Origin of the sequence: Acinetobacter sp. CIP 64.7, from assembly GCF_000369745.1 — a bacterium.
Classification (GTDB): Bacteria; Pseudomonadota; Gammaproteobacteria; order Pseudomonadales; family Moraxellaceae; genus Acinetobacter; species Acinetobacter fasciculus.
In genome coordinates this window covers 322274-342196 of the sequence record NZ_KB850177.1, presented here as the reverse complement: position 1 = coordinate 342196, position 19923 = coordinate 322274, and the positions used below count along the sequence as shown (strand labels likewise).

The window sequence follows — 19923 nt, the reverse complement described above, 5'->3', positions numbered from 1 at the left end:
GCAACCCTTTACTCTCCTCCTACTACTTTTTATAAGCTGAAAAACCATGAATTGGTTTTAATGACATTTTAGAATGAGTTATTTTGCGACCTGAATCCGAGCACAATTCATACAAAAACATACTGGACAAATCACCTTTTAACTCATTAAATTCCATTGATATAACAAGTTTTTAATCTTCCTGTAATGTAAACACCTAATGATGAAATTCGATGATTTCATTCATTAGCCTTAAAAATCGATTCGCTTTTCTGACATTTTTATTCACTGAATTCATCAATGTTTTTTTATCCCGAATGTGAATAATCAAAGAATCGATACAGATAATCCAAAACTAATTTCAATCAGGATTAAACGCATGCCAGCATATAAAGCCCCTTTACACGACATTCGCTTCCTTATGAATGAAGTGCTTGACTACCCTGCGCACTACCAGAATTTGTCGAATGGTGAATATGCCGATGCCGACACGGTAGATATGATCTTAGAAGGCGCTGCAGATTTCTGTGAAAATGTACTGTCGCCGTTGAATCAAAGCGGTGATGAAGAAGGCTGTCATTTTGAAAATGGCGAAGTAAAAACACCGAAAGGCTTTAAAGAAGCTTACGACCAGTTCGTACAAGGTGGCTGGCAAGGTCTGTCTTATCCTGAAGAATTTGGTGGCCAAAACCTGCCAATGTCTTTAAACCTGATCAAATCGGAAATGATGGGGACTGCAAACTGGTCATTCCAGATGTATCCGGGTTTAAGTGTGGGTTGTATCAACACTATCATGCAATATGGTACCGATGAGCAGAAAAACACGTATCTGCCTCACTTAGTTGCAGGAACTTGGGCGGGCACCATGTGTCTGACTGAGCCGCAATGTGGTACTGACTTGGGTCAAGTTAAGACCAAAGCAGAGCCGAAAGAAGATGGCAGCTATGCCATTTCAGGCACCAAAATCTTTATTTCCGCAGGTGAGCACGACCTGACTGAAAATATCGTACATATCGTACTGGCACGCCTTCCAGATGCGCCGCAAGGTACCAAAGGGATTTCTCTGTTTATCGTACCGAAATTTATTGCTGCTGCAGATGGCGGGATCGGCGAGCGTAATCCAGTGAACTGTGGTTCGATTGAACACAAAATGGGGATTCGCGCTTCAGCAACGGCTGTACTGAATTTTGACAATGCGACTGGCTACCTGATTGGCGAACCGAATAAAGGCTTGCACGCTATGTTCACCTTTATGAACACGGCGCGTATTGGTACTGCGATTCAGGGTATTTGTCATGCTGAACTGTCGTTCCAGGGTGCTTTACCTTATGCTAAAGAACGTATGTCAATGCGTGCCTTGTCTGGCAAAAAAGATCCAGAAAAAGTGGCGGATGCGATCATTCATCATGCCGATGTACGCCGTATGCTGTTGACGCAAAAAGCCATTGCTGAAGGTGGCCGTGCCATGATTTATCATGCTGCGCAAATTGCCGACAACATGAATGATGCTTTGCTGCGTGGCGATACTGCAGCATTTGAACAGCATGATGACCATCTTGGGTTCTATACTCCAATCCTGAAAGGCTTCCTGACCGAAATGGGTTATGAGGCATCAAATCACGGTATGCAAGTCTTCGGTGGACATGGCTATATCAAAGAATGGGGCATGGAACAGATCGTACGTGACTCACGTATCTCTACCCTGTATGAAGGCACAACAGGTGTTCAGGCACTGGATCTGATTGGCCGTAAAGTGCTGTTGACATCAAAAGGTAAAGTTATTCGTGATTACACTGCTGAAATCCTGAAATTCTGCGGTCAGCATGCACGCAATAAATACATGCGCCGCTTTGCCTGGGATTTGACCAAGCTATGTGCACAGTGGAATGCGTTAACCGTGCGTATCATGCTGGCTGCACGTAAGGATCGTGACATTGTGTCTTCTGCGTCAGTCGATTTCCTAATGTTCTCCGGTTATGTGATGATGGCCTACTTCTGGGCACAGCAAGCTGCAGTCGCTTCAGCCAAACTAGCTTCTAATGACGGTACGGAAGTTCCAGAATTCTATAAAGCGAAAATCAAAACTGCTGATTTCTACTTTGAACGTATTCTGCCACGTACTCAAGGTCATGCTGAAGCGATGGTGAATCCCTCTAAAACCATGACGGCACTGGCACCAGAACACTTTAGCTTTGACTACTAAGCTGTAAATTGAGTTAAAAAGGGCGCTTCGGCGCTCTTTTTATTGATGTAGATACCCTTGTTTAACTTAAAAAACCTTTCTGGATAGAAAATATACAAATTTAATTTTATATTTTTCAACATCCTAATAAATTAGCCAAATAAAACGCTTGTATATCTGAAAATAAGCGGTATGATAATCCCAACTAGAAAAATTCTTGTTTTGGTTAGTCTTCTTTTAAGTATCGCAGTTTTAGTCATAAACCTTCGTATTACAGATCAAAAAGCTCCATCCTTTTTATTTTTCAAAGTTACAGTTAGTCATCTGAAATTTTGGCTATAAATTCATACGATTCAATAGGTTATATTATGTCTAATACAGTTAACGGTACAGTAAAATGGTTCAACGAAACTAAAGGTTTCGGTTTCATTCAACAAGAATCAGGTCCAGACGTTTTTGCTCACTTCAGCGAAATCACTGGTTCAGGTTTCAAAACTTTAGTTGAAGGCCAAAAGGTTTCTTTCAGCGTAGCTCAAGGCCAAAAAGGCCCTACAGCTGTAAATATCGTTGCTCTATAATTTAGAAGCAAGATATTGAAAAAAAGCACTCTTAGAGTGCTTTTTTTGTGCCTATCATTTTCTCATACCGCTCTAGTTTTTAAAGATCATTGGGTTGATCTAAAAAACGGTGTGCTCTATGCCAGGCTAAAAATACCGGATCAGGGGCAAAACGTTTTGGTACGTCGATTCGCTTACCGTGATAGGGTTTTAAATAGGCGTATAAACTCGCATCTTGCTTGGCCTGATTCGCGATACACACTTTAAGCCCTTCATCCAACGTGATAAATCCCTGATCGAAAGCTTGATCCAATAAAGAAGATAAACAAATTCCATTACGCGGATTTTTTCGATGTGCCTGATTTTCAGACCAGGGTACGATATGAGAAGCCACTAAAAAGGCTTTGGCCTTAATGCCTGAGATCGCACATTGATATTGATAATTAAGTTTAACTTGTAAAGCAAATTTCTGGTGTGGCGAACCGCGAACCTTTACCCTTGCATATTGATCTTCAACACTATAATCAAGGATTTCTTGACGCAAATGCGTATCTAGTAAAGTGTCCTGTTTTTCTCCTCTTCCCGCTAATTTAAGTAATCGCCAAAAATCATCTGCCGTGATCTCATTCATGCCATATTGTTGAAAAAAATGTGCCCAAGTATTTCCGCGTGGTTTAAAAGCCCATTGAAAATCTTCCAAATCGGACTGCAGAATAGGATCTATAAAACGCATACCATCGATCACTTTCGCAAAGACCGGTTTGGTTCGGCGTTTTTGATGATTTTGAGGAATGGCAGTAGGTGCAATAATCTTGGCTATACGGCCTGCACCATAAAGATAGAATTGATTTTTAATTTCAGAGGCTTTTTGCGGTCGTCGATATAAAAAGAAATCCCCTTCCCTGACTCGATTATATTTAGACTGATCCCAATGATATTCTTTAAAGTCCCGATCTTCATAAACCAGATGATCACTTTTACTATCAAAAATAAAGAATCGGGTATCGGTTAAATCCATCTGTTGAAAAGCCCATAATGTATCCACCTGCCCACCCTCTAGAAATTATAATATTCATTTAATTTAATCTTTGAATATTCTCAGAAAACTTCTCTTTAAGAAAGCGTCAATCAGACTTTAGGCATTTTATTTAAGGCAATAAAAAACCCCAATAAACTCCTATTAGGGTTTCTTTTAGAACAATGGAGAAATTAAATAATTAAAGAAATTCTTCTAATACCGAATTTAAAAAGATATGTCCCTGTTCGGTACATGAAAGTCGGTCTTGATCATCAACCATTAATTTTCTGTCACGTAAAGAGCTCAGTAACTCCTGTAAAGTATCTAGACTCAAACCGGTACGTTCGGCATAGAGTTTGGCTTCCACACCCTGATTTAAACGTAACGCATTCATCATAAACTCAAAGGGCATGTCAGCATCTTCAATCCGCTTAAACTGCAGATGTTCAGCAGGTACTTTGGCTAAGTAGTCTTTAGGTAAACGGGTTTTCTGGAACCGATACACGCCATCCGGCTGAGTGACTTTGCCGTGTGCTCCGGCACCAATTGCCAGATAATCACCAAACTGCCAGTAATTCAGATTATGCGCTGAAGGCAATTCTTTACGCCAAGCCGAAACTTCATAGTTGATAAAGCCTTGAGCTTTTAAGTAGAGCTCACCCTGCTCCTGAATATCTTCCAATACTTCATCGACAGGCAAAATCGGTTGAGTCCGGAAAAATACCGTATTGGGTTCAATCGTCAGCTGATACCAGGAAATATGGGTTGCGCCCTGCTCCACTGCCAGTTTTAAATCATGCAAAGCCTGTTCTAAAGTCTGTTCAGGCAAACCATGCATCAAGTCGACATTAATCCGCTGAAACCCAGCTTCACGTGCCAGCCCAATGGCAGAAATCGCATCTTCATTGCTGTGAATCCGTCCCAAACGCTTGAGATGCTCGGTATTAAAACTCTGTACCCCAATCGACAGACGGTTAATTCCGGCCTGCAAATAACCGGCAAACGGATCATGTTCGACTGTGCCGGGATTGGCTTCCAGCGTAATCTCACAGCCTTCGGCAAAGGGAATAACGGCTTTGAGCTGATCAAATAACCATTGATAGCCTAGGGCAGAAATCAGTGACGGCGTCCCCCCACCAATAAAGACACTGTGAATCTGCCGGCCTTGGGCAAAATCGACCTGAGTTTTAAAGTCTTCCACCAGTGCTCGTAAATATTCCTGTTCCAATTCCAGTGATAGCTGACCATCCGGAACCGCATGTGAATTGAAGTCACAATAAGGACATTTGCGCACACACCAAGGCATATGAATATATAAGGACAAAGGGACAGCAGCAGGATTCAATTCAGCCAAAGAACTACTCAAAAACGATTACAAGATATAGCGGAATTTTAACATGACTCGGCGGCAACACTGCTAAAATTAAATTTGATCGTGTGATATGTCTAAAAATTTAAATAGAATTAGTCAGTTAAAATTATGAAAATATCTTCTCAATTTATTATTTTACTTCCTTTGGTTTTTGCAATCGGTGTTTTATTGACACTCCAGACTGCAATTAACACACAACTAAAAGAATATTTATATTCTCCTATTCAAGCTGCATTTTTTTCCTTTTTGATTGGTACAATAGTGCTGGCCGTAATCGTACTTTTTCAGTCTAATCCCAAACCCGGTTTACAGGAATTGATAAGTGTTCCCTGGTATTTATGGCTAGGGGGAATCGTGGGTGTATACGCGATTAGTATGAGCATTTATGCAGCGCCCAAACTTGGCTTTCTGGTTCTTAGCGGTCTCATTATTTTTGGTCAGATGGTGATGTCGATGCTGGTCGATCATCTGGGATTGTTGGGTAATGAAAAAATGCCGGTTAACTGGCAACGTCTTTTAGGCGGCGTGGTAATTTTTATTGGTGTGCTTCTCACTTTACAACGCTAAACCTTCTATTTAAGCACATGATCACGATGAGTAATTTTTGTGTCGAATGTTTCACCAGTCACAACCTTTGGTTTTGAATTAAAAAAACTTTTTCATCTGATGCTGCCTATTCTGGTGACCCAATTTTCTCAGGCTGGTCTGGGCCTGATTGATACCATTATGGCCGGTCACCTATCTGCTACCGATCTTGCCGCGATTGCCGTCGGAGTAGGACTCTGGATTCCGGTGATGCTGCTGTTTAGTGGCATTATGATTGCCACGACGCCTTTGGTTGCCGAAGCCAATGGCGCACGTACACCTGAAAAAATTGCCACCATTGCACGTCAATCACTTTGGGTTGCCCTGATTCTTGGGGTAATTGCCGGCTTGATTTTGCAACTCTTGCCGGCCACTTTGCCACTTTTAGGGGTACCGGAAAGCTTACAACCTAAAGCCGGTTTATTCCTGCATTCCATTGGTTTTGGTATGCCAGCGGTAACCATGTATGCAGCTTTACGCGGCTACTCTGAAGCGATTGGAAATCCGCGTCCGGTTACCGTCATTAGTTTATTGGCGCTGGTTTTGCTGGTTCCGCTGAACTATATCTTTATGTATGGTCTTGGCTCTGTTCCAGCCTTGGGCAGCGCAGGTTGTGGTTTTGCCACGGCGATTTTACAGTGGCTAATGGTCATCACCCTCGCATTGTATATCTTTAAAAATAAGGCCTATCAACGTACCCAGCCTTTTACTCACTGGGAAAAAATCAACCCGGAATGGATGAAGCGCATCTTACAACTTGGCTTTCCAATCGGATTGGCGATCTTCTTTGAGGTCAGTATTTTCAGTACAGCGGCAATTGTGCTGAGTCCTTTGGGTGAGACTATTGTCGCTGCGCATCAAATTGCTATTTCTGTCACTTCACAACTGTTCATGATTCCCATGTCACTGGCGATTGCCCTGACCATTCGGGTCGGCACCTACTATGGTGAACAGAACTGGCAAGCCATGCGTAAAGTGCAATATCTCGGCCTGATTACTGCCACTATTCTGGCGATCCTGACCATGATTCTGCTTTGGGTTTTCCGTAATGAAATCGTGGCGCTCTACACCTCAGATATGATCGTGACCCAAATTGCGGTGTATCTGATTCTGTTTGCCATTGCCTATCAGCTGATGGATGCCTGGCAGATCAGTGCCGCAGGTTGTCTGCGCGGCATGCAGGATACCAAGGGGCCGATGTGGATTACCATGCTGGCTTACTGGGTCATCGCCTTCCCGGTTGGGGTATATTTATCCCGCTTTACCGAGATGGGAGCAGCCGGTGTTTGGGTTGGCCTGATTGTAGGCCTAAGTGTTGCCTGTGTTTTATTGCTGGCACGACTCTATAGCAATAACAGACGTTTAAGCTTAAAGGTGTAAAAACTTAGCGACTTTCAAGCAATCTTAAATATTGGGTAGTGACATGGATGTCACCGTTGATCTGTGATACAGGGAAGTAGCATTAGATCAACGAAACGGTTCTGTTACTTTTGCCATGACAAAATTAAGAGCTGCCTACGCGACAGCATAAAAATAAAAGATGCGAGCATAGCCTTGAGCATTCTAATTTCGATGTAGAAGTTAAGAATTAGCGGCTAATGCTTCCTTCAATCCTTCTGGAATATCCGATTCATCCGCCACATCTTTAATCACCACCTGCCCCACAATCACATCCGTACCATTAAAACTCATGGTGGGTGAACCATATAACTCATAACCTTCATTTAAGGCACGGGTCACCCGCGCACAAAAATGCACATCATCCTTCCCAGTAAAATATCGATAGACTTTCATTGAATTTTCTTCATTACTACACTCTGTTTATTCTAAGCTTTTAGCCATAAAACAACATTCAGAATTAATACTCAGCCTTATCTAAAACGATGATGGATTCCGGCATATTCTTTTAGTTTAGCCAAGGAGATAAAGATAAATCTTTATCAAATCAAAGATGATGCATTAAACATGGAGAAGCTGAAGGAAATCACAACACAACCTCTACAATTAAATCTAGGCAATTGAACCTTTGTCACCTATGATCAAATACATCCATTCATAGTTGGTTTCAAGGAATCTCGCATGGCAAAAACGGCTAGCACACCCGGTCGTCGCTTTATGAAACTTGCCGGAATGACCGCAAGTATTGCAGGTAAAACCCTCTCCAATTCCATTAAAAATTTAACTGCTGATGAAGAGCAGAAAAATACTGCGCGCAGCAAACTATTTCAAGATATTGGGGTACAGATTGCAGATACCTTGGGAGAGATGAAAGGCGCAGTCATGAAAGTCGGCCAGATTGCCTCGCAATATAAAGACGTTTTCCCGCCCGAAGTCGCCAAAGCCATTGCCAAGTTACAACGTCAGGCACCACCCATGCCATTTAAAGAAATTCAGGCACAGGTAGAAAAAGAATTGGGTAAACCTTTACAGCAACTTTTCCAGCAGTTTGATGAACAGCCATTTGCCGCGGCCTCGATTGGTCAGGTGCATAAAGCCACTCTACCGAATGGCCAGCAAGTTGTAGTCAAGGTGCAATATCCTGGTGTGGATGAAGCCTGCGAAAGCGACCTGAAGCAAGTTCGTCTGGCACTGCGCATGATGGGCGTATTAAAGATTGATCGTAAACTTCAAGATCAATTATTTAAAGAAATTCAGCACAGTCTGGACAATGAGTTGAACTATGAAATTGAAGCCCAGAATCTGGAAATCGCCCGTGCCTTCCATGAATCTCTGGACAATAAAATTGTGATTCCGAAAGTGTTTCATGAGTATTCATCGCGACATATTTTAACTTTGAGCCAGGAACTTGGTGAAAGTATCGAAACTGCCAGCACTTGGCCACTCGAAACCAGAAATGCTTTAGGTCGCCGCCTATTCCGCGCCATTGGCCAAGAAATTTTTTATCTGAAACGCTTTCACTGTGATCCACATCCGGGCAACTTTGCCTTCCGTGAGGATGGCTCTGTGATTGTTTATGATTATGGTGGCGTTAAAACCTTATCGACTGAAGTGATTGGACATTTTAGGGAACTGATCCATGCTGCACGCGAGAAGAATATTCCCGTGATCGAGCAACAGCTGGATGCGCTGCATTCCTTGACTGAAACTGGAAAATTCCCGAAAGAATTATATGAACAGTGGCTGGAAGTGCTCATGCGTCCTCTGGTCACTGACTATGATTTTGCCGAAAACTCAGCGCATCATGATGGGATGGAGTTGCTGAAACCTTCGTTGAAATATTGGGATGTATTTAAGCCCTCTCCTGATACCTTGATGGTGAATCGCACAATTTCAGGACAATACTGGAACCTGATTCATCTCAAAGTACATGATGATTTAAGTGATGTATTTGAAGAACTGGTACCGAGTCGAAGCTAAGTTGAGACGATAGGCTTACACGCTGTAACCCTAGATTACTTGAAATATCAAATGTTACATTATAACATTTAATCAAGAATCATGAGGAAGTTAGATATGCGTTCAGATATCCACCCTGAGTATCGTGAAGTGTTATTCCATGATACCAATGCCGATGCCTATTTCGTGATTGGCAGCACGATGAACTCGAGTCAAACCAAAGAATATCAAGGTAAAACATATCCTTATGTAACACTAGATATTTCAAGTGCATCACATCCTTTCTATACGGGTGAGCAACGTCAGACCAGCAATGAAGGACGTGTGGCAAGCTTTAACAAACGTTTTGGGCGTTTTAAACGGGGTTAAAACCGAAAAACCTCGGTTATCTTAAGATTTAAATCGCGGTTTATGTCAGGAAATGACCTCCAATTTCCTGACTTTTTTATGCGTTTATTTTAACTCTATGCCAACACGAGTGAAGTGAAATAAAAGCCCAGTGCCAGAACAATAATGCCGACAATTAAGCTGGATAATGCATATAACAGCGCTAGGCCCATAGCACCTTGTTTCAATAACAAAAAGCTTTCCAGACCGAAGCTGGAAAATGTGGTAAAGCCACCGAGAATTCCCACCATTAAAAACAGACGCGCTTCTTGTTGGAGTGCTGGATATTTCTGGCTACAGGCAAAAAAAATTCCGGCACATAAGCAGCCTAAAATATTGATCCACCAGGTGGGCCAGGGAAATTGCATTTGCGGTTTGAACAGCCAAAGTCCTGCTGCATAACGCAGACTAGCACCGATTGCCCCACCCATTGCCACCCAAAGCCAGCCCATATTTTTTTCCTGTTCTATTTATTGATCAAGTTTATTTTATCCAAAGTTTCATATTGAGCATGGATAAATTTCACTGTTATCTTGAACCGAAAATCAATGAAATACCATGGAACTTCGCAAGAAAATTGCTATATTTATCGCATCGAATTTTCATGAATGGCACAGGAAAAATAGCATGGCACAGGATTTATTGGCCCAGTTGGCAGCAGGCGAAGTAAAATTTGCAGATGTGATTGCCTATATCGAATCGCGCTATATGCATACACCAACTGCATTTAAAAATGGCCAGCAGAATAATGCGGCCACAGAAAACCAGGGCAGCGCTAAAGTCTTTTCTTTTGCACAATTGAATGGTCTGGATCAGACACAGACCTTAAGCCTGTTTGCCGAACATTATGCTTCTGTACTAGCGACGCCAGAGGCGACTGATCATCAGAATATCCGCCAGTTTATGCTCAATGGCTGGGATGGAATTACCTTTGAAGGTCAGGCTTTAACTGCGAAGTAAGTCCTAAGCAGATAAAAAACCGCTCAAAGGAGCGGTTTTTTTATGCAACTCAGAAGTGTATAGGATGCCTGTTTTAGCTTTTACCGACTTTTTCAATCCATTTAATGGAACTGACACGGAAAACCTCACAAGCACCATCACCCGTATCGGTCGGAGTTAAGGACGATTTCCAGACCAGATCTTTATCACGCACTTCAACCAGCTCCCCTTGCATACGTACCAGATCGCCACGCTTTACCTTTTTAATTTCCTTGGCAATTTCAGGATTGGCAGGAATGATATGCATATTGGACACCATCTGCTTGGCTTGTTCTACCGGCACTGGCACCCGATCCATTTTCCAGTTCAAATAGCGGTCATATTGATTGACCGTGATATGTCGAGCAATTTCAGGTTCGGCAAACAGCCCCCAACTGACAGCATAATCAATCGGAGAGAATTTGGCTTGCGGGTCAGAACTATAAACCTTGGAACCCAGAATACGAAAATCACCTTTAAAAGGCTGCAAGACCGAAATTGACTGGCCTTTAACGACAGGAGGCAAACCTTTGGCAATATTGTGGTCGACCGAGCTATAGCCCGAAATAGGCAGCAACAGGCTGGCCAGCAAAGCATAATGTTTAACGTATTTGAACATAATTTTTAATCTAATCCTAATCAAGTTGATCAAACGTTTTAAGGATATCTTCCTTGATCTTACGGATTTTTTAATGAATAAACAGTTGAACTTGGTAACAAACTGCACGTATTTAGTCAGCTCGATATATGCCTGTCATTTTATTTTTCAGTTAAGCTAGAACGTATTTCCATCAAATTAAAATAACTCAAATGCTGTATAAACTTTATCAACAACATATCTTTCCGCATCTGCTGAATCAGGTGATGCAAACACCATCCTTGATGGACTTGCGTCGTGAACTACTTTTGGATATTTCCGGTGAAGTACTGGAAATTGGTTTTGGTACCGGCCTTAATCTGCCTTTTTATCAATCGGTTGATAAGGTCTATGCACTAGAACCAAACCCGACGATCTTCAAACTGGCAGAATCACGAATTCAACAGGCCGCTTTTCAGGTCGAACATATTCAGGCCAGTGCAGAAGCTTTACCTTTTGCCGAAAATAGTCTGGAAAATATTGTATCTACCTGGACGCTTTGTAGTATTGCAGAGCTGGAACAGAGCCTGCAGGAAATTTATCGTGTGCTACAACCGGGTGGGACTTTACATGTGGTCGAACATGTTCTGAATCGACAAAATTTAAATATTCAGCGTCTACAACATTTACTCACTCCCATTCAAAAGAAAGTCGCAGATGGCTGTCATCTGAATCGGGATATTGAGACCGCCTTGCTGGAAACCGGTTTTGAAATAGAAACTTTAAATTATGTAGATGCGGAAGGTATACCCAAGATTGGCCAACGTATGTTGTTAGCACGTGTTCGTAAACTAGGAAGCTAATTTACGACCATCTTATATTTAGTGTGGCTGAAGGTGGGTTACTTGCAGCAACTGACAATGAGCACGATATTCAGAGCCCGTCCCGACCCGGAATTCTTGTCCAGTCGTGCCTGAATGAACTGTCACCAGATCACCAGTGAGCGTGATTTTCTGTCCCGATTTTAGCCGGCGAATCTGATCGGCAATTTTTTCAGTGGCAGCAATCAGACTAAAATACTGTACATGCGTATTGACGAAGTCACGCTCCGCTTTATTGGTTTGTCCTTCGAGCTGATAGCAGCGTTTTGCTTCATCAAACTCCAGTTTTGCCTGTATAGCGGGCAGCGGTTGAGTCAGCAACAGCACATCAATATTACTCAGATAGGCCAGATCATTAAAATGCCCCACCACAGGGCTGGCCTGATGCAGCACCCGACGATCAGGTTTTACGAAACGGTGATCATGCACAATATAAGTCGCGGAAATGCGCTTAACGGGTTCTACTTTAAAGTTTTTAAGTACGCCCTTTTCTTGCAGATGCGGAATGGCACGAAAAAATTCATTCCACACCCAGAGTCCTAGCATAAACAGCAGCGCAGTGATCAGTAATTTTTGCATAATTTTTTATTCTTCACTGGATTTTGGTCAATCCTGAAAATCAATCCGAATGGTTTCAAAACGTACCCGCCCTTCCTGAACTGCACGGGCAATGGCTTGCTGGCCTTTGGTCAGACGTGCTCCGCCACTTTTAATGTCAATCAAAACCACTTCAATATCTTCAGCGTCGCCTTCGCCATCACGAAAATCGGTATAACCATCAAAGACCACATAATCCACCGGATCACCCAAAAACTTGGCATCACTCGGCAGATATTGAAATTCCGGCATGATCGGCGCGAGCTGTTCCGCCATTTTTCCTTTGAGAACTGCACGGCTGGTATTCACGCTGCGTTTTTGCGCGGCAATGAGGGACTGCTGATGCTCTAGTTCCAGCTCGGCAATATACTGCTCATATTCGGCCTTGATCCGTCCATTGCGCGTCTGACTTAAAATAATAGTGGTCAATACCACCCCGATACATGCGCCAATCAACATGGCCATCCATATGGACATTCAATCTTCCTAATTTGCCTGATTTTTATAGCATCGCATTCGACTGAAGTTGAGGAATTCGGCCATTTGCATACTTGAAAAGAATGATATGCTAGGCCGGAACAGAATAAAATCACCTTGAGTCATGAAAACAATTTTAGTTGCGAATCAGAAAGGCGGTTGTGGCAAAACCATGACAGCCATTAGTTTGGCGTCAGCACTCGCACAAAAGGGTTATAAGGTGGCATTGGCCGATGCCGACAACCAGAAATCAACATTGCAATGGCTCAAGCATCGTCCGGCACAGGCAGCGCAGATCCAAAGTCTGGACTGGCGCAATAGCAAGTCCATTGGTGATGCGCCGAAACAGATCGAATACCTGATTATTGATGCACCAGGTGCTTTGACCGATGATCATGCCGAACAGCTGATCAGTGAAGCACATGCGATTATCATCCCGATCCAGCCTTCTTTTTTTGATATCGATTCGACCCGCCGTTTTCTCAAACATTTGCAGGACATCAAACGCATCCGTAAGGGCAAGGTTGAAATTTTACTTTTGGCCAATCGCACCAAAGCAAATGCAGCCAGCAATCAGGACATACAGCAGTTTTTTGACAAGATCGACCAGCAGCCAGTGGCCTGGATTTCGGAACGTGCCCCTTATAGCCGACTGGCTATGGAAGGCCTGTCCGTCTTTGATAAACCTCAGAAAATCTATCGGGAGCTGCAGGCTCAATGGCAACCGGTACTGAATGCCATTATTGATGATCCGAGTCAGTGGTTTTGAGTCAATCATCTGAATCGCGGTGTAGCTTTGGGAAAATAATCTCGCTACTTGGCTAGCTATCATTTTCGATCGCTTTTTTTTCAGTTAATATGCCTGAACACGACCTAAAAAATGAGTCATTAAATTCAGTGCAACAGTACGCGCCTACATTACAAAAAGTCTTATTATTTGGATTGTTCTTTATCCTGATTTTTTTGAGTTTTCATATACTCAAGTATTTCATCATTCCTGTAGTTTGGGCAGCCATTATTGCCTATATGACTTGGCCCTTGTATCAATCGGTGTTACGCCTATGCGGCAATCGACCGACATTAAGTGCAACCGTAATGATCTTGGCCGTGATTCTGGTCTTTGGTCTGCCGTTTATTTTCGCCATTTTCATGCTGCAGCACGAAGGTCGTAACCTGTATTTTGAATTGCAGCGACAGGTCTTTTCCGGTCACCTGAATGTCCCTGATTTTATTCGCGGGCTTCCGATTGTCGGCAAGGAAATTACCCGAACCTTAAATGAAATTAACACTGATCCGCAGAGTATTGCACTGTCGATATCGACCTGGATTCAAGGCCATCTGAATTACGGCAAAGTGGTGTTGAATGAAGTTAGTAAAAACATCTTTAAATTATGTTTTGCGATACTTTCGCTGTTTTTCTTCTACCGTGATGGTCAGACCATTTTAAATCAGGTGCGTAAAGCCTTTGAAATGGTGGTCGGTCCACGTGTACATCATTATTTTTCCACCATTTCTGCGACTACACGTGCCGTAGTATATGGCGTCGGTTTGACCGCAATTGCACAATCCTTATTGGCTGGTCTGAGCTATTTTGTTGCAGGTGTGCCGAATCCGATGGTTTTAACCATTGTGACCTTTATTTTTGCCCTGATTCCCTTTGGTCCGCCCCTCGCCTATAGTGCGGTGGCGCTATGGCTGTTTTCACAAGGACAAACCATTGAGGCTATCGGGGTCATGGTGTGGGGTGTCTGTATTGTCAGTACTGCCGATAACGTGATTCGTCCACTGGTAATTTCTGGTGCAACCCAGATTCCATTCCTGCTGATCATGTTTGGAGTCTTGGGTGGTATTGCCAGTTTTGGTCTGGTCGGAGTGTTTATTGGCCCGGTGATTCTGGCTGTGCTGCTTGCAATCTGGCGTGAATGGTTACATGAAAGTAATCTGAATGAACCTTTGATGATGCCTAAAGCCACCATGGCACATGAGATTGATCCAGAAACCAAGAACACACCGCCCAAAGCGCCTTAAAGCATAGAGAGAATTGACTTAAACAAAACAAAACATTTAAGTACTGATTCTATATAGAGCTTCTGATCTTGCTCTGTTTAAATGAACTCACAAAACAGAATAAAGATCAGGATGCCAAAATCATGTCTTCATTGTTTAAAATTACGACACTTTGCGCGTTAAGCGCCGCACTTTTTACCGGTTGTGCATCAACCTCTCCATCAAATGAAGTGGTCAGAGCAGTAACTGTGAATGCTGTAACTGCTCAAGGTGTGGGCCAAGAGATTGGTACCGTATTACTCAGTGACAGCCCAGCCGGTCTGGTTATTCGTACCAACCTGAAACAACTTCCTGCGGGTGAACGTGGTTTCCATATTCATGAAAATGGTTCATGCGCACCTGCCATGAAAGACGGCAAGATGGGCGCAGCACTGGCTGCAGGTAGCCATTACAATCCAAATCAGGCTCCACATCACGGTACACCAGTGACCGGTCATCTCGGTGATTTACCCGCATTGAAAGTCAATACTGACGGAACTGCACGTGTGACCCTGCTTGCGCCACGTCTGAAATTGGCTGATGTTCAGGGTCGTGCGATTATGGTTCATGCCGGTGGCGATAACTATTCCGACAACCCATTACCCTTGGGCGGCGGCGGTGAACGTATTGCCTGTGGTGTGATCTAAACACCTTCATGCCAATGACTAAATAGAAAAAACGGGCACTATGCTCGTTTTTTTCATGGATTTTTCTTTTATTTTGGCGTCTAAATTGCATTCAGAACTTTGCGTTTTTACTTTCCGGATCCTGTCCTTGTGAATGCTGCCCGACCTGCGACTGCTACTTTTGTTAAAATTATAAAACCTGTCCTGCTGCCCTTTCAGTCCAGTGCGCTGATGACTTATTGCCTGCAGATCCTGCTGGTGTTTTTAGGTACCACTTTCGGTCTGAAATTTCTGGGTTATGAGTTCTTGATCGTTCCAGTAACGTTAGGGGCAATTGCCACGGCACTGACTGATTTTGATGACCGGCTAAGCCTGCGTTTGCGCAACCTGTTACTGGTCATCATTCTGTTTTTTAGTGTCAGCAGCATTCTGGAATTTCTTGCTCCGCATAAATTCTGGTTTGCACTGTGGCTATCCCTGTCGAGTGCGCTGTTTATTCTAATGGGTGCCTTAGGCCAACGTTATGCCACAATTTCATTTGGCACCATTTTACTGTCAATCTATACCATGTTCGGCCTGGGCGAATATCAGCACTGGTATGAACAGCCACTTTATTTTGTCATTGGGGCGCTATGGTACGGCCTGACGTCTATTCTATTTTTTCTGCTGCGTCCTACTTTGCAGGTTCAGGAAAATCTCGCACAAAGCTTGCAGCACATGTCAGATTTACTGCTGAGTAAAGCCAAACTGTTTGATCCGGATCAGCATCCAAATGTTGAAAACCTGCTCTATGAGTTGTCACTTAAAAATACTTTAGTCATTCAGAGTTTTAACCGCAGCAAAGATTCACTATTGACTCGACTCAAAGCTTCGCGTGCCAATCGCAATACCATTTACTGGCTGAATCTGTATTTTCTGATGCAGGATATTCATGAACAGGCCACGGCCAATTATTTACATTATGAACAGATCGAACAGCATTTTAGCCGCACTGACCTGATTTTCCGGATTCAGAAAAATATCCGTCTGCAAGCCCTTGCCTGTCAACATTTGGCAGAATGTGTATTGCGCAATGAAAAATTTTATCTGTCTGCAGATGATGAACAGGCATTAAAACATTTACAGGAATCGATGCAGGACTGGATTGCCCAACACCCACAGAATATTGAAGTTAAAAATTTACAGCTTATTCTGGCCAATCTGCTGAGTGTACATGAGCAGTTACAACACCTGCATGATCAACAGGCACTGTATAAGCCACGCTATCAGCAGCATTTTGATGACCTGAGCCTGTTTGATGATGATATTCGCGATAGCACAGATCTCTGGCTGAAACTCAAACCGCACTTGAGTTCACAATCGGCACTCTTTCGGCATGCGGTGCGGATTGCCATTGTGTTTCTAGTCGGCTATGCCATTTCATTATTGCCCTTTGCAAAAAATGGCTACTGGATTTTACTGACCAGCCTGTTTGTCTGTCAGATCAGTTATTTTGCCACCAAAAGCCGGCTCAAATTGCGGACCCTAGGAACATTATTGGGGGTCATGCTGGGTGTTCCCATTCTGTATTTTGTACCAAGTGTCGAAGGTCAGTTACTCCTGACAGTAATTTTTGGTGTCGGTTTTTTCTATCTACGTTCCAAAAAATATGCCATGGCCACTCTCATGGCGACATTGATGGTACTCCTGATCTTCAACCTGAAAGGTGCCGGTTACGCGATCATTTTGCCACGTATCATTGATACCCTCATAGGCTGTCTGATTGCCTGGATGGCAGTAAGCTGGATCTAGCCTGACTGGAATTTTCGCAATATTTCCAGCAATATTAAAAAATCATCGCTTGCTACACTGGACTATTTTGCTGCAGTGGTCGAGCAATATCAAAACGGTAAAGATAACAGTATTGCTTACAGGACTGCACGGCGTCTGGCCCACAATGCACAGATTGATTTATCCAGCATGATTTCAAGCCTGAGTACCGAACCGAATCCAGATCCGCAACTGGTCAAAAGTGCCTTTCGCTATCTGGTTTATAGCCATAGCCAGCTCAGCTATATTGCAGCATTGGGGAGTCACCGTGAGCAGGTTACTGATGCACAAATTCTGGTTTTAATGCGCTGGTGTCAGCAAACCTTAACTGGGGTATTGCTGCAACAACAGCCTTTAGCTACCTACGACATCGATCATAAACTGGCAGAAATTCAACGCTTAAGTACCCAGGAAAACCAGTCAGCACATCTGCTTTTGGTGCTGAAACAGATCAGTTTATTGCTGGAAACCTTACCGGAATTACTAAAATTACGTCATGAATTACTAGGTGCCGAGATTAAATAACCAACTGCCTTACTTGGTTATAACTTATTAAAAATATTGAATATATTTTTATTATTAAGATTCAATATTCAGGTGATATTCGGTACACTCAAAACCAATTCGGTTAAATCAATATGTATTATGAACATCAAAACTTTGCGTCTGGTCGGTTTGCTTGAAGGGATTTCATTCCTGCTGCTGTTATTTATCGCGATGCCAGTGAAATATATGATGGATAATCCGATTCTGGTCAAATATGTCGGTATGGGTCATGGGGTACTGTTTGTGCTGTTTCTGGTGGTGTTATTCGCAGTATGTGAAAAACAGAAATGGTCTCTCAGCATGTTTGTGATGGGTTTAATCGCTTCGATTCTGCCTTTCGGTCCATTCCTGTTTGATATGAAATTGAAGAAGCTGGAACAGCCCGCTGAAGCTTAATTGTAGAATCCTAATATAATTAGATCAGTCAAAAGAAAATTTTCTCTCCCTTTGGGAGAGAGTTAGAGAGAGGGAACTTATTAAATACTTAACCTCACCCTAGCCCTCTCCTAAAAGGCATAGGTATCTACACATCTATGAGATACCTAATGCCATTGTGGCTATCTCATTGAGTTCATCTATTGAATATTCCGAGAGCAGTTGAAGAGTGTTCAGTAAAATCGAAAGCCCTGCCAATAAGGCAGGTGCACTTTCCAACCTACCTCTTTTCTGCTGCCGACCTGAAAGACGGGTGAGAAATACACGAATTTTCTGATGGTGTTCATCTTCAGAACGCTGGATTCGCCAAGTTAAAACACAAGCCATACAGCTAATCAGTAACCGCCTTAAAATGGCTTCAGGTCTGGTCTGAAGCCATGCTTCAATATCATGACCTGCCTGCTTGAGCAGCTTGAAATAGCATTCAATTGTCCAGCGCCAGTAATACCAGGTCGTCATCTCTACCGTAGTAATCTCTGATGGAACATTGCTGATTAGTGACCATCTTGCGACGGTCTTATCCTGATCATCTTTCACTACGGCAACAATTAATCTGGCTTCAATCGCACTCCCTGGCTGGGGAGCAACCCGTTGGCCTGAATCGTCATTTCTCTTCGGTTTTGCTGCACGTGTTATCCGGATAGCAGTTTCTCCCACATGCAACATATGCCGGTTTCCTTTATAGGCAATCGGCTGGACCTGCTGCGTTTCTACTCGTTCTGCGGCTTCTGCAACTTTGCATGTTTTGCCCTGATGCTCAATTCGATGGCCTTCTTTCGCCCGAATCAGCCATTTAAAACCCTGGCTGCTCATTTCCCTTAGGTGGGCAATGGAGTCACCTTCACGATCAATGATATGAACACATGTTTTCTCAATGGGATATTGTTCAATCACTTTGATTTGTTCGGTAAGTGAATCTAGATGAGATTTGCGCCCAGCAGAGTGTTGACTGAATGTGGAATAGCAGCCTGAGGCATCTGATAGTGTCTGCGCCAGTGGCGCAATAGGTAGTCCCGAGGCTGCATCAACCAGCAGACTGCTTTGCAATTCATAGCCTGAATCATATTGATGGGTTCTTTGCAGGCGCTGAATTTTATGATGGTGTTTCACATACTGTAGCTGAGACCAGTCATGAACAATCAATGCATATTGATGCGGTGATGCCTTGATCTGTTCACATGCAAGATGTTCAATTGGCTGGTTTAACTGACTAAAAGAGATTTTGTCATTATTCAGGAATCGCCAGACCGCTTGTGTGGTTGCGAAACTCGACTTTTGGGCAGAAGCCAGGTCTTTGATTGCCGGAGCAAGTGAAGCAAGAGGGTTCATATTGAGCTTTACAAGGCTGTTATAGCGCTTGACAAGACGCTGATCCAGGCCAGAGATGTTAAATTGAAGAGCATGCTCTTCAATTTAACGCAAAGTTCAGGAATTGTGTAGATACCTATGCCTAAAAGGAGAGGGAAATTCAATACTGAACATATGATTTCAATAATTTATAAGTTCCCTCGATA

General features: G+C 43.1%; 20 protein-coding genes and 1 pseudogene. 13 read left to right on the top strand and 8 right to left on the bottom strand.

Annotated elements, in window-relative coordinates; genetic code table 11:
• The first annotated feature begins 358 nt into the window (after positions 1-358).
• Complete coding sequence (locus tag F890_RS01630; protein WP_004732327.1) at positions 359-2182, top strand: acyl-CoA dehydrogenase C-terminal domain-containing protein; 1824 nt, start codon at positions 359-361, stop codon at positions 2180-2182.
• A gap of 347 nt (positions 2183-2529) precedes the next feature.
• A complete protein-coding gene (locus tag F890_RS01625; RefSeq protein ID WP_004281542.1) occupies positions 2530-2739 on the top strand; it encodes a cold-shock protein in 210 nt (69 codons plus the stop codon).
• A 79-nt stretch (positions 2740-2818) separates the two neighbouring features.
• Here F890_RS01625 and F890_RS01620 read toward each other — a convergent pair whose 3' ends face one another.
• Together F890_RS01620 and hemW are read right to left on the bottom strand one after the other, a co-directional pair.
• Positions 2819-3763, bottom strand: a complete 945-nt coding sequence (locus tag F890_RS01620; RefSeq protein ID WP_004732329.1) for an HNH endonuclease — start codon at positions 3761-3763, stop codon at positions 2819-2821.
• A 172-nt stretch (positions 3764-3935) separates the two neighbouring features.
• Complete coding sequence (gene hemW / locus F890_RS01615) at positions 3936-5090, bottom strand: radical SAM family heme chaperone HemW (protein ID WP_004732331.1); 1155 nt, start codon at positions 5088-5090, stop codon at positions 3936-3938.
• A gap of 126 nt (positions 5091-5216) precedes the next feature.
• On the opposite strand from hemW, the gene F890_RS01610 reads away from it, so the two are divergent.
• A complete protein-coding gene (locus F890_RS01610; RefSeq protein ID WP_004732334.1) occupies positions 5217-5675 on the top strand; it encodes a DMT family transporter in 459 nt (152 codons plus the stop codon).
• Positions 5676-5714: 39 nt separating this feature from the next.
• Positions 5715-7073, top strand: coding sequence for an MATE family efflux transporter (locus F890_RS01605; protein ID WP_004732336.1), 1359 nt, complete (start codon positions 5715-5717; stop codon positions 7071-7073).
• Positions 7074-7274: 201 nt separating this feature from the next.
• Here F890_RS01605 and F890_RS01600 read toward each other — a convergent pair whose 3' ends face one another.
• Positions 7275-7487, bottom strand: a complete 213-nt coding sequence (locus F890_RS01600; protein ID WP_005265567.1) for a DUF1737 domain-containing protein — start codon at positions 7485-7487, stop codon at positions 7275-7277.
• A 285-nt stretch (positions 7488-7772) separates the two neighbouring features.
• Here F890_RS01600 and F890_RS01595 point away from each other — a divergent pair, with 285 nt between their 5' ends.
• On the top strand, positions 7773-9071 hold the full coding sequence (locus tag F890_RS01595) for an ABC1 kinase family protein (RefSeq protein WP_004732340.1): 1299 nt from the start codon (positions 7773-7775) through the stop codon (positions 9069-9071).
• A 96-nt stretch (positions 9072-9167) separates the two neighbouring features.
• On the top strand, positions 9168-9419 hold the full coding sequence (locus F890_RS01590) for a type B 50S ribosomal protein L31 (protein ID WP_004732342.1): 252 nt from the start codon (positions 9168-9170) through the stop codon (positions 9417-9419).
• Between the two features lie 95 nt (positions 9420-9514).
• On the opposite strand, the gene crcB is transcribed toward F890_RS01590, so the two are convergent.
• A complete protein-coding gene (gene crcB / locus F890_RS01585) occupies positions 9515-9889 on the bottom strand; it encodes a fluoride efflux transporter CrcB (protein ID WP_004732345.1) in 375 nt (124 codons plus the stop codon).
• 175 nt (positions 9890-10064) lie between these two features.
• On the opposite strand from crcB, the gene F890_RS01580 reads away from it, so the two are divergent.
• Positions 10065-10397 carry a HopJ type III effector protein gene (locus F890_RS01580; protein ID WP_004732347.1) on the top strand — a complete coding sequence of 111 codons (333 nt, stop codon included), beginning with the start codon at positions 10065-10067 and terminating at the stop codon, positions 10395-10397.
• Positions 10398-10470: 73 nt separating this feature from the next.
• Here F890_RS01580 and F890_RS01575 read toward each other — a convergent pair whose 3' ends face one another.
• Positions 10471-11034, bottom strand: a complete 564-nt coding sequence (locus F890_RS01575) for a hypothetical protein (protein ID WP_004732349.1) — start codon at positions 11032-11034, stop codon at positions 10471-10473.
• Positions 11035-11225: 191 nt separating this feature from the next.
• Here F890_RS01575 and F890_RS01570 point away from each other — a divergent pair, with 191 nt between their 5' ends.
• Positions 11226-11855 carry a class I SAM-dependent methyltransferase gene (locus F890_RS01570; protein WP_004732352.1) on the top strand — a complete coding sequence of 210 codons (630 nt, stop codon included), beginning with the start codon at positions 11226-11228 and terminating at the stop codon, positions 11853-11855.
• A gap of 18 nt (positions 11856-11873) precedes the next feature.
• Here the strand turns inward: F890_RS01570 and F890_RS01565 are convergent, their stop codons facing one another.
• Entirely contained in the window at positions 11874-12452 is a 579-nt protein-coding gene (locus F890_RS01565) for a hypothetical protein (protein WP_004732353.1), read from the bottom strand.
• A gap of 27 nt (positions 12453-12479) precedes the next feature.
• On the bottom strand, positions 12480-12947 hold the full coding sequence (locus tag F890_RS01560; protein WP_004645008.1) for a Holliday junction resolvase-like protein: 468 nt from the start codon (positions 12945-12947) through the stop codon (positions 12480-12482).
• A gap of 124 nt (positions 12948-13071) precedes the next feature.
• Here F890_RS01560 and F890_RS01555 point away from each other — a divergent pair, with 124 nt between their 5' ends.
• The 5 genes and pseudogenes from F890_RS01555 (at position 13072) to F890_RS01535 (ending at position 18370) form a co-directional block, all read left to right on the top strand.
• Positions 13072-13716, top strand: a complete 645-nt coding sequence (locus F890_RS01555; protein WP_004281566.1) for a ParA family protein — start codon at positions 13072-13074, stop codon at positions 13714-13716.
• Between the two features lie 128 nt (positions 13717-13844).
• Positions 13845-14975 carry an AI-2E family transporter gene (locus tag F890_RS01550; protein ID WP_318270540.1) on the top strand — a complete coding sequence of 377 codons (1131 nt, stop codon included), beginning with the start codon at positions 13845-13847 and terminating at the stop codon, positions 14973-14975.
• Positions 14976-15097: 122 nt separating this feature from the next.
• Positions 15098-15640: a superoxide dismutase family protein gene (gene sodC, locus F890_RS01545; RefSeq protein WP_004732359.1), complete on the top strand. Its 543-nt coding sequence runs from the start codon at positions 15098-15100 to the stop codon at positions 15638-15640.
• Positions 15641-15850: 210 nt separating this feature from the next.
• Positions 15851-17953 (top strand): annotated as a pseudogene (yccS, locus tag F890_RS01540) (YccS family putative transporter).
• A 120-nt stretch (positions 17954-18073) separates the two neighbouring features.
• Entirely contained in the window at positions 18074-18370 is a 297-nt protein-coding gene (locus F890_RS01535) for a DUF3817 domain-containing protein (protein WP_004645001.1), read from the top strand.
• A gap of 135 nt (positions 18371-18505) precedes the next feature.
• On the opposite strand, the gene F890_RS01530 is transcribed toward F890_RS01535, so the two are convergent.
• Positions 18506-19738 carry a transposase gene (locus F890_RS01530; protein ID WP_004730312.1) on the bottom strand — a complete coding sequence of 411 codons (1233 nt, stop codon included), beginning with the start codon at positions 19736-19738 and terminating at the stop codon, positions 18506-18508.
• Between the last annotated feature and the right edge of the window lie 185 nt (positions 19739-19923).